This window comes from Stenotrophomonas sp. YIM B13575 (assembly GCF_042787595.1).
Lineage (GTDB): Bacteria > Pseudomonadota > Gammaproteobacteria > Xanthomonadales > Xanthomonadaceae > Stenotrophomonas > Stenotrophomonas lactitubi_B.
The window spans coordinates 26661-40706 of the sequence record NZ_JBHZOP010000009.1; the positions used below are offsets into that span (position 1 = coordinate 26661).

At 60.1% G+C, this 14046-nt stretch carries 14 protein-coding genes; 1 reads left to right on the forward strand and 13 read right to left on the reverse strand.

From position 1 onward, the window contains the following. Positions 1–29: 29 nt before the first annotated feature. The 13 genes from ACFX4F_RS01520 to ACFX4F_RS01580 form a co-directional block, all read right to left on the reverse strand. Entirely contained in the window at positions 30–1172 is a 1143-nt protein-coding gene (locus ACFX4F_RS01520) for a type IV secretion system protein (RefSeq protein ID WP_380651513.1), read from the reverse strand. Between the two features lie 75 nt (positions 1173–1247). Beyond that, complete coding sequence (locus ACFX4F_RS01525; protein WP_380651516.1) at positions 1248–2039, reverse strand: hypothetical protein; 792 nt, start codon at positions 2037–2039, stop codon at positions 1248–1250. Positions 2040–2098: 59 nt separating this feature from the next. Then, positions 2099–4537, reverse strand: coding sequence for a VirB4 family type IV secretion/conjugal transfer ATPase (locus ACFX4F_RS01530; RefSeq protein WP_223495491.1), 2439 nt, complete (start codon positions 4535–4537; stop codon positions 2099–2101). Positions 4538–4621: 84 nt separating this feature from the next. Continuing rightward, a complete protein-coding gene (locus tag ACFX4F_RS01535) occupies positions 4622–4930 on the reverse strand; it encodes a type IV secretion system protein VirB3 (RefSeq protein ID WP_033831423.1) in 309 nt (102 codons plus the stop codon). Then, positions 4923–5339 (reverse strand): TrbC/VirB2 family protein, encoded by a 417-nt coding sequence (locus ACFX4F_RS01540; RefSeq protein ID WP_222389030.1) that lies wholly within the window; start codon positions 5337–5339, stop codon positions 4923–4925. The genes ACFX4F_RS01535 and ACFX4F_RS01540 overlap by 8 nt, the downstream gene beginning before the upstream one ends. A gap of 73 nt (positions 5340–5412) precedes the next feature. Next, positions 5413–6384, reverse strand: a complete 972-nt coding sequence (locus ACFX4F_RS01545; protein ID WP_380651521.1) for a lytic transglycosylase domain-containing protein — start codon at positions 6382–6384, stop codon at positions 5413–5415. A 3-nt stretch (positions 6385–6387) separates the two neighbouring features. Beyond that, complete coding sequence (virB11, locus tag ACFX4F_RS01550) at positions 6388–7431, reverse strand: P-type DNA transfer ATPase VirB11 (RefSeq protein WP_132824812.1); 1044 nt, start codon at positions 7429–7431, stop codon at positions 6388–6390. A gap of 12 nt (positions 7432–7443) precedes the next feature. Continuing rightward, positions 7444–8712, reverse strand: a complete 1269-nt coding sequence (locus tag ACFX4F_RS01555) for a TrbI/VirB10 family protein (RefSeq protein ID WP_380651524.1) — start codon at positions 8710–8712, stop codon at positions 7444–7446. Next, a complete protein-coding gene (locus tag ACFX4F_RS01560) occupies positions 8709–9488 on the reverse strand; it encodes a TrbG/VirB9 family P-type conjugative transfer protein (RefSeq protein ID WP_176020365.1) in 780 nt (259 codons plus the stop codon). The genes ACFX4F_RS01555 and ACFX4F_RS01560 overlap by 4 nt, the downstream gene beginning before the upstream one ends. Beyond that, complete coding sequence (locus tag ACFX4F_RS01565; RefSeq protein WP_380651527.1) at positions 9485–10495, reverse strand: virB8 family protein; 1011 nt, start codon at positions 10493–10495, stop codon at positions 9485–9487. The genes ACFX4F_RS01560 and ACFX4F_RS01565 overlap by 4 nt, the downstream gene beginning before the upstream one ends. A gap of 89 nt (positions 10496–10584) precedes the next feature. Then, positions 10585–11031: a hypothetical protein gene (locus ACFX4F_RS01570; protein WP_025878721.1), complete on the reverse strand. Its 447-nt coding sequence runs from the start codon at positions 11029–11031 to the stop codon at positions 10585–10587. A gap of 416 nt (positions 11032–11447) precedes the next feature. Continuing rightward, the gene (locus ACFX4F_RS01575; protein WP_099820665.1) at positions 11448–13127 is read right to left on the reverse strand and encodes a type IV secretory system conjugative DNA transfer family protein; all 1680 of its coding nucleotides are present in this window, start codon (positions 13125–13127) and stop codon (positions 11448–11450) included. Positions 13128–13164: 37 nt separating this feature from the next. Next, positions 13165–13422, reverse strand: coding sequence for a hypothetical protein (locus tag ACFX4F_RS01580; RefSeq protein ID WP_099820666.1), 258 nt, complete (start codon positions 13420–13422; stop codon positions 13165–13167). A 122-nt stretch (positions 13423–13544) separates the two neighbouring features. On the opposite strand from ACFX4F_RS01580, the gene ACFX4F_RS01585 reads away from it, so the two are divergent. Next, positions 13545–13997, forward strand: a complete 453-nt coding sequence (locus ACFX4F_RS01585) for a phosphohydrolase (protein WP_099820667.1) — start codon at positions 13545–13547, stop codon at positions 13995–13997. Positions 13998–14046: the final 49 nt, after the last annotated feature.

Consider the following 14046-nt stretch of genomic DNA (forward strand, 5'->3'; position numbering starts at 1 on the left):
AATTTCTGCGGAAATGCATCCGCTTTCAGTCAACGGGTGGGCGCATTTCCAAGCGCTCCGGGAGTGTGGCTCGGGGCATCATGACTTGGCGCCACCTTCGGCATCGTCAACTGACTGCTCTCTGCGCGTCTCTCGGTACTCGTGGGATCAATAGGCTTGTAACTACCCGGCGGCTGCCCATTCGGCCCCGGCGCAGCAGCAACCGGGCTACCGCCTATCTGCGAATATGCCATGAAGCCACCCAGCGTGCCCTGGAAGAACATCGCCGCCATTGGGGGGGCAGTCAGGATAAGCGTCGTGAGGATCAACCCCATACCGCCCTGCTGGAGCGCTTGGCTGGTCATGTCGACACTGCCATTGGGATCCAGCAGGTACTTGTCGATCAGCGCACTGGTCCAGAACGCAGCAGACACGCGGATCACCATATCCAGCGCGATGGAGATCATCGCCGCCAGCACGGCCATCGAAAACATCGTGCCGATGCCATAGAACAGCCACTTCTGGAACAGCTGCTTGGTCTGGTCGAACAGAAGGCACAGGATGAACAATGGCCCTAGTCCGATGAACAATGCCAATGCCACCTCATACAACAGCAACATAGAGCCCGCCGTCACCGCCGGGCCACCGGTACCCAGGCCAACGGCCCACAATGCACGATTCTTGTCATCACGCAGATTGCCGTCATCGAGGACTTTGATTGCGTCGATGCTCGACAGACCCACCTGCATCCAAGCCAAGCTCTTGTCGATCTGGTCCTCAGGCGAATCATTCTTACCAGTCACCACATAGGTGATTTCGTTCTTGACATCCTTGATCAGGAAGTTCTTCAGGCTGCCACCGAACATCGCCATGCTGGTGGCAACACTGACGATCAGCGCTGCACGCGCCATGTTCGTCACCAGGACCATCATCGAGTCGCGACTGCGGCCGGTAACGATGCGGAAGCCTTGGATAAGCACCCACAGGGTCATCAGGGTCAAAGCAATGCCTCCGACCCACGCCATCATGTTGCCAAGCAACTCAATGCCGAAATCGTCGATCCGCTTGCGCAGGTAAGACAGGATCGACCGGAAGAAGACGAAGTCCCCGATCGACTGGACCCGCACGGCGTAACTCAGGAGCTCGTGAAGGCCGCCTGAAAAATCAAAGCTTGTGATCGATCGAATGTTCATTCCTGATGTTCCTGTCTGATTCCTTCACGCCGGGCGCCGTCACCCGGCAGGTGCATACACGCATTCCGGCTTCGATCACTTGATGCTCAGAGCCGCATTCAGTGCGACGGTCTTGACCAGATCACTGGCCAGGCCCTTCTTACCCTTCAATGCCTGCTGCGCCACGATCTTCTGGTTGGCCTCCATGACTTCGATGTATGCGTCGTAAGCCTTGATACGAGACTCGAAGTTCTGAATCGAAGCGTTCATTTCGTTGGCGGTGCGAAGCGAGTCATTTGCAACTGCATTCATGTCACCCAACCGACTGCTGCCGAACCGAAAATTGGCAATTTCATCGAGACTTTTCAGGAATGACGGCCCGGTCTTTTGCATGAAATCCACAGCATCGTTGTACTTTCGATTCTGCATCATGCGAATGTTCACGCAGATCTGGGTCTGCTGATGCTTCCAGTCTCCGGTGGAGTCGAAAACAAGGGAAGGCAGCATATCCTTCAACTGAGCCCCTGTCCCACATGTTTCTGCTACCAAATACTTTGACGCCACCGGCGTCAGAGGCGCAGCTTCCGGCAAGCCAAAACTGTTCATGATGCCCTGCACCTTTACCAGAGCCTCCCGGTACTCCTGAAGCGTCTGATTCCAGTCTTTGAGCCAGTTCGCGTTCTCCTTAATGAACTGCGTCTTCTCTTGGATCTTGGATGCGAGCGTGTTCGCCTGATTCAGGAAGTGCTGGGCCAGAGCTGGCCCGGTTTCCTGTACGGGGCCGAAGGCTCCTGCGTTGGCTGCAGAAAGCGCCAGAGAGACTCCCAACACCTTGGCCAACGGCTTGAGGAACTTGCGCGTACCAGCCTGATCTTTGACGTTATCCATCGAAAACTCCTGTTGTACTGTATGAAGCCCCACGTGCCTTCCCCGAAATCGGTTAGCTGTCAGGCAGCATCGGATTGAGCCCCTTTGCCCGAACCCTTTCGATTCTTGTAGAAATCTTCAAGCCACTGTTCCGGCGTCAACTCATCCACCGTCACTCGTGCGCGTACCGCAGCGGTCTGCAATACGCGATGCATGATGTCGATATTGTCGGTGGACGCCGAAATCACCGACAGAATGTCGTCCATCCCGCGCAGATTGAGCTGGCACACGCTGGACGCGTGCCCCTGCTTGACCAGGAAGCAGCGCGAGCGCTCATCCAAGGCGGTGACCACCTTGAACTCGGCCTCGGTCAGCTTCAGGCCGTCCATGTAATCGCTCTTGCTGGCATTGGGGTTGGGCAGCAGGATCAGCGTTGCGGTCTGTTCGATCAGCGCAGCGGAAATGTCGCTCTTCAGCGCATCTTCCGGACTCTGCGTCGCGAAGATGCCCAGGCCATTCTGCTTACGGATGGTCTTCTGCTTGTTCTTGGCGAATTCCTTCAGGCCACCCTCACCGTCCAGAATCTTCCAGAATTCGTCCATCACGTAGATCAATGGACGACCATCGATCAGCGACTCCAGGCGATGCAGCAGGTAGTTGATGACCGGCACGCGCACTTCAGGGTTGTCGATGATGTCGGTGTAGTCGAAACCGATGATGTTGGCCTTGCTCAGGTCTACGGTATCCACCGGGTTGTCGAACACCCAGCCCAGCGAGTTGCCCGAGGTCCAGCGGCGCATGCGCGCGTACAGGCCGTCGTCGCCCATGTTGGGCAGGCTCTTCTGGAAATTGGTCATGCTGCGCAGGTGCATCGGCGTGTCAAGCATGCTCTCCACCGCGCGGTAGATATCCTCTTCTTCGCGGGAGCTGTACTCGCGCTTGCCTGCCAGCACCTTGATCAGGTCGGCCAGGAACTGCACATTGCTTTCGTTGTTCTCGCACTGGAACGGATTGAAGCCGGTCGGCGCGCCGTTCTCCAGGGCCAGATAGTTGCCACCGCAAGCGCGCACGAAGATCTCCGCGCCGCGGTCCTTGTCGAAGAAGAAGATGGTCGGCGATGGCTCGTACTTCTGCACCTGACTGAGCAGGAAGTTGATCAGCGCGGTCTTACCGGTACCCGACTTACCAATCACCATGGTGTTGGCGATCGCTTTTTCACCCAGCGAGTTTTCCGACGGGTGGGTGGCATGGAAGTTGAAGTAGTACGGCTGGCCGTTGGTCGTCTGCAACGTGGTGACGCAGTCGCCCCAAGGATTGTTGTGCTGCTTGCCGGTGGCGAAGTTGTGCAGTGGCGACAGGCCGAGGAAGTTCAGCGAGCTGACGTTGGCCAGGCGGGTGCGGAAGCGCCAGTTGGCCGGAATCTGCGAGTAGAACGACGAGGTGACAGCCAAGTCTTCCTTGGTGGTCACGAAACCCGCATTGGACAGCTCGGCACGGGTGGTAGCCACGTTCTGGGACAGTTTGGCCTGACTGTCGCCATAGACCGCCATGATGAAGTGGTACTCGCCCAGTACGAAGTTGCCGGATGACAGATGGTCCATCGCCTGGTCGAGCTCGACGATCTGGCTGACGGCCTTGTCACCGGAGGAAATCATCATGCCTTTGGTGCGGTCGAGCACCTTCAGCGCGTCCTGGCGCCCCATCGGGCTGAACGAATGGGTGATGACGTACTCAAAATCCAGATACTTCAGTCCATTGAGGATGCCCGGGTAGGTGCCCTCGGCATACTCCTTGATGTTGAGGATGGCGCCGAAGTGATTGACGCCGTTGGGCGTGTTGATCACGAAGTCGCCGGTCTTGGCCGAGAACATGTGCCGGCTGACCGGCAGGTAATCCTTCACTGGTGCCGACAGCACCGGCACGGGCTCATCGATGCGATTGATCAAGTAGCCGAAGAGCTCCAGGGTCTCGGAGAACACCACGCCATTCTTGGCTTCGTACATGCCCAGGCGGTACGGCGCGTAGTCGCGGATGACGGCTTCGACGTTGCCAGCCAGTTCCATCAGCTTCTCGACGGCCTGTTCCTGCTCGGCGCGGAGCTTGTCGACGTTGGCCGACTTCTCCACGAAGCGCTTGCCGGCCACTACCGGCCGGTAGAGCATGGTCAGGTACAGCTCGTTCTGCATGATGCGCTGCGACGAAAGCATGCCCATGTACTGGTCGGACACGTCCTGGTTGAAGCGCTGCTTGTAGCTGCTCTTGCCCTTCAACGTGCGGCGACGGCGGATGTCATGCACCCAGAAGGCGACGTTGACGAAATCCGGCGCGCGCAGCGTCTGCAGCAATCGATTGAAGGTGTTGTGCCGATGTTCGAGCTCCCACTCCTCGCGCCCCACGAACGGCAACCCTTCCAGGTGCCAGGTCAACAGATAGTCGCCGCCCGTGGTCTTCACCACGTTCGGGGCTACATGCGAGGACAGAGGAATGAATTCGCTGATGGACGTATCTGGGCTGAACATACGACTGCTTCCAAAGGGTACTGCCGACGAAGATTCGGAGTGGGCCAGGTGGGCGTCTGACGCCCACCTGGTCCGATCCAGCCCTCAATCCATTCGGGCCGGTTTGTTGCGGTAATGATTCGGGTTGAACACCCACATTCCTTCGTGTTCCTGCACGTTGCGAACTCGAAGCTTGAACAGCAGCCTCAGGCCCAGCAGCCGGAAGATCATTTCGTCACGCTTGGCCATCTGACGCATGATGAAGATGGCCACCGGAATGGTCAGCAGGAACCAGAAGTTGGTATACATGCTCAGCAGCAACAACCCGCCCGCCACCATGAAAAATGGCAGGTAGGGAACGCCCAGAAACATCGCTGGGCGCGTGCAACCCCGGAACAGGACGTTCTTATGCACTGTAGTACTGGATGGCGTTCTGGATGTGGAGGGCCATGCCGCCAGCAGCGCCGCCGCCGCACTTGCCGTCGCTGCCATCACCCAGAAGCATGCGGGCGATCTGGCCTGCGGCACCGATCAGCACGCCACCGATCAGGATCGACGCGACGTCAGAGATGCGCTTGTGCGCGAACGCAATCTGGTAGCCGGCGAAGATGACCGCGATGGTCACTACGGCGATCGAGGCGATATTCAGCAGGCCATTGATGTTGTTGAAGAAGCCGCAGACCTTTTCGTCGGTGCCACCGAAATCGGTGGCGCCGGAGGCAAACACCTGCGGAGCAAACACGGCGCCAGCAAAGAAGGTGGCCATCAGCAGGGTCTTCAGCGTGCGCTGGGCCTGGACGAGGTCGAGATTGGATCGCTTCATGGATTGATTTCCTTGTTGATGGACTAACACAACTGAATCGACCAGCCGGGGGACTGGCCGTACCACGACTTCGTCAGAACACGAAGGCCGCATCCCCTGCGGGAATCTGTTGCACCGGCGCTGCCGCTGGCGCGTTGTATACGTTGCCGTTTCCCGCCACAGGTGCGTTCCGCTCGCTCCATGGGCGCAGCATGACCGGGGCATCGTCGCCGGCGACGGCTCCGGGAAGCTGCTGCGGCATGACAGGCCCACCCTGCCCCTGCCTGCCTTGCGGATTCTGCTGCGGAATCTGCTGCGGCGACTGCGGATAGCCGGCGCCTGCCGAGGCTTCCGGCTGCATCATTCGATCCACCGAGCCCAGCACAACGCGGGACAGCGCCTGATCAGCAAGATTGAGCAGACTGCTGCGCGCCATCGCACCGGTGGACGGATAGACGGTATAGGCACGTGCCGGATCGTTGGACGGCACATATACCGGAGTACTGGCCTGGGCGACGATGCGTGCCTGTGCCGGAGACGCCAGCTGCGGGTGATGCTCCACCTTGACGGTACGACGCTCACCACGATTGATCACGTCGATCGGCGCAACTCCATTGGAGGCAACCTGCTGTCCACGACGGATCGAGTCATACACTTTCTGCACATAACCGTGGCGGAAGCCGGTTTCGAAGTTGCCCGAGTAGTAGCAACTGAATGACTTGCCCCAATCCTTGCCCGAGCGCTTGTAGCACTCGGCAAGGATGCGGGAACCCGCCTGCAGGTTCGGACACTGCTGGAAGGCCTTTTCATACGAATCCAGACCGTATTTGGCCAGATTGTAGCGATTGACCTGGGCCAGACCGATGGAGAAGTTGTAACCCTTCTCCTCCAGCATGCGCACGGTGGCAAGCGCCTCGTCCAACGCCTTGGGCTGGCGCGCCAGCGCACCACCGACCACGCCGATGGCGTAGGGGTTGCTCGAGGATTCCACATTGATGACGTGCTGCATGACGTCCATCGAGACGGCCATCTCCGGGCACGCCATCATTTCAAGTCCTGGCAACATCGCTCAGCCCTCCTGTCCCTGGGCACGCCCAGGATTGAAATCGATACCGGTGATATAGCGCGAGCCTGCGTGCGCCTTGATATGCACGACGATGTCGATGGTCATCATCAGCAGACGCTTGATGACGTTGAATTCCAGACCCGAGCCTTCGGTCGATGCCTTCACCATCAGCGCCAGCTGGTCCCACGTCTGTTCCGGGCTGCCGGCATGGCAGCTGGTAATCGAGCCGGGGTGACCAGACGCGCAGTTACGGATGAAGTAGAACGCCTCATCGCCACGCAGCTCAGCGAGGATGATGCGCTCGGGCTTCATGCGCAGGCAGGCTTCCATGCAGCTCTTGGCCGTCACGTTGCTGGCACTCTGCCCGCCCTTGGAATAAAGCAGGTGCACGACATTGGGCTGCGTCAGAAACAGTTCGCGCGCATCTTCGATGGTGACCAAGCGCTCGCTGTCCGGAATATGGTTGACCAGCGCCTTCATGAAGGTTGTCTTGCCGCTGCCGGTGGCACCAGAGACGACGATGTTCTTGCGGTACATCACCGCACGCCTGAAGAACTCGGCGTACTCACGCTGCTGCCGCAGCTCCAGCAGTTCGCGATCCTGCTCGCTGAGGCTTCCATCCTGCTCAAGAATCTGGTTGAAGAAACCATCTTCGTGATACTGGGTAAGTGACTTGGTGTGTTTGGACGGCAGACGGATCGTGATTGATACCTTGCCGGCGTCGCAGGCTGGCGGAATCACGAACTGTGCGCGCTGCCCAGTCGGGAACGTCAGGGACACCACCGGATCGGCATCGGTGATGCGCTGACCAGTGTTGCTCTCGTTGACCACCGCGGTGCAGAACTGCCGGGCCCGCTCGAACGTCAGGCCCGGCACATCCACATGCTGCCACCCTGCTCTCGTCTCCAGGTACAGCTCGCCCGGACGGTTGATGCAGATTTCCGTCACGTCAGGCGAAGTCATGTACTCGGCGATGCCCAGCACTTCGTACTGATAGCGCAGGAAATCGCTGGAAACGAGGGCGAGGGGCGACACTTCGGCGTCCATGATCGTTCTGGTTTACCGGCGTGGGTTCAGCACGCTGGTGAAATCAACGTCCTTTGCGACGTAGACATTCACGATCGTGCCCTGGTTGATGGTGACAGTCGGCGGACGACGACCTTCGCTAAGGGCCTCATTGGCCAGACGCTCCATGGTGCGCGCGGTAGCGCTCTCATAGGGCGAGCGGACAGCGAACCCATTGCTGGCGACGGTGGTCGACTCCGGACCATGCTCTGCGGCGGCGTACTTGAACGCATCCGCAATCAGGCTGATCATCAGCGCCGAACCGATGCGGCTGGCCCAGTGAGCGCTGTACTGGCCCGGGTGACCGGCGCCACCCAACTGGTCCACGCCAGGGCTCGACATGGCAACGTCGATGCCATTCGGGGTGGTGATGCGATCCCAGATGACTTCAACGCGCTTGCCAGTGGGGCCGCCACCGTATGCACCGTAGATCTTCGAGCCCTTCGGCAGCAGCAGGTTGCGGCCATTGATCGAATATACCGGCTCGGTCACCAAGCAGGACGTGTAGCCTGCAATATCGGTGATGATGCGGGTTTCCAAGACGCAGCGCAGATAGGTGCCGCGCACCAACAAGGCATCCGGACTGCGGATGAAGCTGGCGTTCGATACATCTTCCACGTCTGGACCGCGACGCACCTTCGCCGGCTGAGCAGACTGCCCCCCCAGGAATTGGGCCTGAGCCTGCAGGGCCCGGGCGTACTCGTCTGACTCACTTGGTGCGCCGGACTGCTGATCGCCACCTCCCACGAAACCGCCGCCGGCAGAACCCATGCGGCGCTCGGCCAGCGTCGGACCACGCGGCTCTGCCCGCTCGCTCATATCCAATGAAGCCGGGGCACGCGTCGGTCCCACCGGCTCCTCGGGCAGCAACGGGAGCGGCTGGGCCACCGGAATCGGTGCCGTGGCCGGATTGTCTGCTCCCACGTTGGGCAGGGTCGGAGTAGTGGCACGCGCTACTTCCGGAACCTTGGAACCGGAATCCTTGTCTTCCTGCCCCTTGCGGAACAGCAGGAAGCCCATGGCCACCACCAATAGCAGGATGCCGCCAAGGAAGAGCAGCGCCTTGCGATTCAGGCGTTGTTCCTCAGCCGAGCGCAACTGAGGGGCGCCGGCATCCAAGTCGGGTGCAGGGCCAGCCTGAGTGTTGCCGAAATAGGGATTGGACGACGCCTCGGGCGCAGCGCCAGAAGCGCTGCCGTACGGGCTCTGGCTCTCGTCGCGCCCGTTGTTCGGCTCGTTTCCGGGAGTGTTCTGCTGGCTCATTTCTTCACGTTCCTTCGCAGACCAACGACGAAATCGCCGTGGCGGATGACCAGGTACGGGTAGGTCCCGTGGACGATCAGGGTGTTTCCTTCGACGGTGGTGTTGACCACGAAGTCCTCTCCGTATTCCTTCTCGCGACCGAACACGGCCGGGAAGATGCCCGTCTTGTATTCAGGTGAGTTCGGCAATTTCAGATAGGTGAAGCGACCATCGTCGTAGGCATTGACCGGAATCAGCCACCCCATCTTCTTCGCCTTGCTGGTCGAATAGGAGTAGTTGAAGTTGTACTGGCGATCCTTGGCCAACTCCGTGCTCAACAGCGGCTGTGCCTCTTCCTCCACGGCCTCCTGGGCAACACCGAACACGGTGTCGTTCGGGTAGCTGAAGGCGATCTTGTACTGGACGCCGGCACGACGGGCCTGCTCGAGCTGGCGCCAATCGGTCGCCACCACCTTCAGTTCGAAGATGTACGAATGGGTCTCGGTGCGCACCATCATGTTGGTGTCGACGTCGACGTTTTTCGGCTTGATGTAGAACACGTTCTCGCGACGGGTCAGCTCCCAGCCGCTGCTGAAACCGGTGCTGTAGTCGAGGATTTTCTCGTTCGGGCTCAGTTCGATCTGGGTGGTAAGACCCAGACCGGTGCGAACCGGATAGATGCGATCCTTCTCATACTCGTAATGGTCTACCGCCTGTGCCATCGCCGCGGTGGAAAACACCAGCGACAGCAACGACAGCAGCGCCAATGCGCTTCCCCTGACTTTTCGACTACTCATCGGTTGCTTGCTCCATCAGCATTTCCGGTGGAATTGTTCTGTGCCGGCGGCATGGCCTGCCCCTGCTGCATCGGCTGGCCCTGCATCGGCTGGCCTTGCATCGGCTGGCCTTGCATCGGCTGCCCCTGCTCATTGACTGGTACTGCCACAGGTTGGCCCGTTGCAGGATCAATCATGGTTGCCGCGGCAGGGTTGTTCGGATCATAGATGCCCTGTGCCTGCTGCGCGGCCTGCTGCGCCTGCGCCTGCATCGCGCCATCGTCCGGCACTGGTACGCCACGTGCGTAATCGTTGTCGACGCGGTACTCGGTGACCTGGAAGGCGAGCGGGTTGAGTACGCGATCCTGCTCGGACAGCGCGAGGTTCTGGTTGTACTCGAAGCGCATCGTCACCAACTGGTTGTCCAGATAGGTAGCCGCGCCACTACGCTTGTCGAGCAGGCTGCGCTGGATGCGCACCGAAGCGCCGCGGAAACTGCCGTTTGCCTCAGTACCCAAGGGGGTGATGCTGAGGATCTTGACACGGATCGCTTTCTCGCGACCGTACATCACAAACGGGTTCTGCGGGTTGTTGCCGGCATAGCGCTGACGCATGCTCTGGGCGACAGGACCGCTGGACATCACAAACACCAGCTCCCAGTCGCGCAGGCCCATCACCGCCGAGTCATACGACTCACGCGCCAGCACATACTGGGCGACGTTGCTGCGATTGACCGCTTCGTTGGTGGTGATCGTCTCACCCTGGAACGTGCCACGCAGCCGCGCAACCGTCGCCGTGCCCGTATAGGCATCGGCCATCACCAGGAACGGCACCTTCTCCTTCAACGGCAGCATGTAGTAGTAGCCACCGGCCAGCGCCAGCGACATCAGCAACGAACCGGTGGCGACCCACCAGGCGCGACGCTCGCTGCGCCGGGCCATGTCGGCCACGGTGATCTCGTAGCTGACCGCCTTGGCGACCGACTGCTCGACCTTGGGACTGTTGCCTGCATCCTTCTTGCGGAACATGGGTTCTTCCGTACTGCTGAAACATCAATGGGCGCGACGCCCCTGCGCCAGGCGCGGGGTGCGGCACGTTCGATGATTTCGACGCGGTCTCAGCTGCCGCTGCTGGCTTCAGGATCCTGGGCCGACGCGGTTGGCGTCGATCCAGCGCTCTGCACGACGATCTGGTTGCCGACGATGGAAACGGAAACGCCCTGCGCCGCGTAGGCCGCCGTGAGATCGATCACGGCCTGCTGTGCGTTGGTGGTATCGATCTCCGACACCGCGCCATACAGGGTGAAATCCGAACTGAGGCGATAGTCCAGCGTGCGGCCGGAATCCTTGGCCCAGCGCTCGAGCATGGCCTTCAGCGTGCGATCCATTGGCGACGCCTGATAGACGTAGCTGGAGTACAGCGGAATCTCGGTCGGAGCCGTCGCGAAACGGTTGACCGGCTTCCAGCGCCCTCCGAAGTCGGGTGCGGGCTTGGTAGCACAACCTGCCACCATCAACGCCGCCACTGCGGCGATGGACATTTTTGCAATAAACGCCTGATTCATACGGGCTTCACTTTGACGTACGAAAAAGCAGTCCCGATGTTGGTCCCTTGGTCGTCCGGCACTGCGCGATGCACGCCGGAAACGTAACGAATGCACTGCTCAACAGCACATGGGCACGGTTCCCCTGCAGCTCGAAAGCTGCCAACCAAGTCGCGTGAAGCAACCTCATCCGAGGCCCCTTTCACGCACCCTCACCAACGTCGGAACCATCCCTGTTCCCATGGCTGAAACTCCTGGCCACTCTGAAAGCATGACGAATCACACAGATTCGCAAGCCACGCATAGAGTCGCACAACTACGCGTCAATTCGATGTCAGACAAATCTGAATTTTGACCAACGTATGGCGCTTCTTTGACGCGCTTCACTAATTCACTTCCATGAATGCGTGCATCCGTCACACTTTCAAGTCTGCAACTTAGACATCAAGCATCGGCACGTCAACCTTTGGCAGTAGTCGTGACGTGAAATAGCGGTCCTTGTAATAGCGAATCTTGTCGCATTTGACGGGATGCGGAATGCCTTCGTACAGGAAGACCTCCTTGTCCGGCCCCATCGCCTTGAGCTCCTGCGGCAGCATCAGCGCGCGGCGCTCCTCGGTGAAGCTATGGGTCTTTTCGCGCGCGTGGGTGACGTTCTTCTTGCGGATGGTGGTGTAGCCCAGCATGTCCGAATAGTCGTTGGCATCCTGCTGTTCGCGCGGGGCGTACAGGATCTGCAGCGCATGGTTGGTGATGATCGTGCGCGAGACTTCACGGCCATAGGTGGCATCAAGCTGCGACATGCTCTGGATGATCGGCAGCAGGCGCACGTTGTAACCGGCCATGTAGGACACCGCCGAAGCGATGATTTCGACCTTGCCGATCGAGGTGAATTCGTCCATCAACAGCAGGCACTGGTACTTCAGGTCCGGATTGGACTTGGGCAGTTCCTTGGTATTGAGGTTGATCAGCTGGCTGAAGAACAGGTTGATGATCAATCGGCTTTCGGCCAGCTTGTTGGGCTGGATGCCGATGTAGATGGTCATCTTCTTCTTGCGCACGTCGGTGAGCAGGAAGTCGTTGGTGCTGGTGGCCTTGTCCAGCACCGGATTGATCCAGGGATTCAACGGTTCCTTGAAGGTGCCCAGGATCGAGGCGAAGGTCTCGTCGGCCTGGGACAGCATGTTGGCGAACGCCGAGCGCGCGTTGCTGCTCAGGAATGGACGCTCGGACAGGCTCTTCAGGAACTTCTTCAGATCGCTGCCATCGCCGGAGGACAGGCGGTAGACCGCGCCCAGGGTTGGCGTGCCCTGCCCGCCCGGGAAACCGCTGCTGCGCTCGTCATCCCAGTTCTCGAACAGATACAGGGTGAAGGCGATGAAGGCATTGCGCGCCTGGCTGATCCAGAACTTCTGGTCTTCCGAACCGTCGGGATAGAGCATCGCACCGATGCTCATCAGGTCCGAGACGCGGAACGCCGGGTCATCGGAGACGTAGCTGAGCGGGTTCCAGCGATGGGTGCGGCGGTCTTCGGCGAAGGGGTTGAACAGGTAGATCTCCTGGCCCTGGCTGGCGCGCCAACCACTGGTCAGGTCGAAGTTCTCCTGTTTGATGTCCAGCACCACCAGTGATTCGCCGTACTCCAGCAGGTTCGGGATGACCACGCCGACGCCCTTGCCCGAACGGGTCGGGGCGGCCAGAATGACGAATTGCTGGCCGTCCAGCCGCACCAGCTTGCCGCCATGGCTGCCGACCACGATGCTCTGGCCGCTCTTCTTGAACATGCCATGCTTGGCCAGATCGGCGCTGGTGGCAAAGCGCGCGTCACCGTGCAGCGAGCGCTTGTCCTTCTTCAACAGCAAGACCAGGCCGACGACGGCCAGCACCAGCAGCGGCAGGCCAAAGCCGAGGTAACCGGCCCATTTGATCTTGCCCACGAACGGGGCAACCTGCGGCTGGCCGATGGCGTGGAAATACTGGTAATAGGTATTCCAGGTGAGCAGCTTGGTATCCAGACCAAGCAGCAGCAGCGTCAGGTAACCGGAAAGCACGAACCCGAGCAGCAGGGTCGCCAGCGTGATGATGGCGATGAGCAGATACTTCTTACTGGACAACACCCGAATCCTCCATGATGCGCCCCATGGGCGCGACGGCTTAGCGGCGGCGTCGCTGCGACGCCTTCTTCCGCAGGTTGACTTCATTCTCCAGCCCGGGCTCCACGCCCTCTTCCCGCACCAGTTCCTCAAGGTACCGGCGCGCATCGGCCAACGACATCAGGTCGGTCAGACGCTCCCCATCGTCGACGATGACCGCATGGCCGACCACATCGCCGGGAGCGTACACCGGCTCGTGGGTCACCGCTACCAGACGGAAGCGGCCGCGTAGTTCCAGCTGATGGGTGTATTCCTGCATGTCTCATCTCCCTGATGGAATCCAGATGCCATTCCTGCAGCGTCCGATGATGCCTGCACGGCCGTGGTGGCGGCATGCACACGACCCGTACGACAATACACGCTCGGGACGGAGAGATCGCGATGGACTGGGTGGCACGCGCACGCACGCTGGCGATGGAGGCCCATGCCGGCCAGGTCGACAAGGCAGGACAGCCCTACATCGGCCACGTCGGCCGGGTGGCCGCTGCCGTGCGTGGCGATGATGACGCCGAGGTGGTGGCCTGGCTGCATGATGTGCTTGAGGACTGCCCTGCCTTCGCTGAGCGGGTGCAGGCCTTCCCAGACCCGTTGCAGCACGCGGTGCGGTTGCTCAGCAGGACGTCTGCGACGGATGCAGCCACGTACTACGCGCGGATAGCGGCAGATCCGCTGGCGCTGAAGGTCAAACTGGCCGATATCGCCGACAACGCCGATGAAACGCGTTTGGCGTCACTGGATGCTGCCACCGCCGAGCGCCTGCGCGACAAATACCGACAGGCGCTGGCGGCGCTTGGCCAGCAGGCCACGCAGGCAGCACCACCCATCGAACACTGATTTACCCCCAGCCTGGCTGATGCCTGCTGCGGTGCAGCAGTACAATATG

What these genes read in the sequence shown, in the direction of transcription:
- ACFX4F_RS01520 (WP_380651513.1), bottom strand. Translation starts at nt 1,172, where the DNA reads ATGAACATTCGATCGATCACAAGCTTTGATTTTTCAGGCGGCCTTCAC.
- ACFX4F_RS01565 (WP_380651527.1), bottom strand. Translation starts at nt 10,495, where the DNA reads ATGTTCCGCAAGAAGGATGCAGGCAACAGTCCCAAGGTCGAGCAGTCG.
- virB11 (WP_132824812.1), bottom strand. Translation starts at nt 7,431, where the DNA reads ATGGACGCCGAAGTGTCGCCCCTCGCCCTCGTTTCCAGCGATTTCCTG.
- ACFX4F_RS01560 (WP_176020365.1), bottom strand. Translation starts at nt 9,488, where the DNA reads ATGAGTAGTCGAAAAGTCAGGGGAAGCGCATTGGCGCTGCTGTCGTTG.
- ACFX4F_RS01585 (WP_099820667.1), top strand. Translation starts at nt 13,545, where the DNA reads ATGGACTGGGTGGCACGCGCACGCACGCTGGCGATGGAGGCCCATGCC.
- ACFX4F_RS01545 (WP_380651521.1), bottom strand. Translation starts at nt 6,384, where the DNA reads ATGTTGCCAGGACTTGAAATGATGGCGTGCCCGGAGATGGCCGTCTCG.
- ACFX4F_RS01525 (WP_380651516.1), bottom strand. Translation starts at nt 2,039, where the DNA reads ATGGATAACGTCAAAGATCAGGCTGGTACGCGCAAGTTCCTCAAGCCG.
- ACFX4F_RS01580 (WP_099820666.1), bottom strand. Translation starts at nt 13,422, where the DNA reads ATGCAGGAATACACCCATCAGCTGGAACTACGCGGCCGCTTCCGTCTG.
- ACFX4F_RS01540 (WP_222389030.1), bottom strand. Translation starts at nt 5,339, where the DNA reads ATGAAGCGATCCAATCTCGACCTCGTCCAGGCCCAGCGCACGCTGAAG.
- ACFX4F_RS01530 (WP_223495491.1), bottom strand. Translation starts at nt 4,537, where the DNA reads ATGTTCAGCCCAGATACGTCCATCAGCGAATTCATTCCTCTGTCCTCG.
- ACFX4F_RS01555 (WP_380651524.1), bottom strand. Translation starts at nt 8,712, where the DNA reads ATGAGCCAGCAGAACACTCCCGGAAACGAGCCGAACAACGGGCGCGAC.
- ACFX4F_RS01570 (WP_025878721.1), bottom strand. Translation starts at nt 11,031, where the DNA reads ATGAATCAGGCGTTTATTGCAAAAATGTCCATCGCCGCAGTGGCGGCG.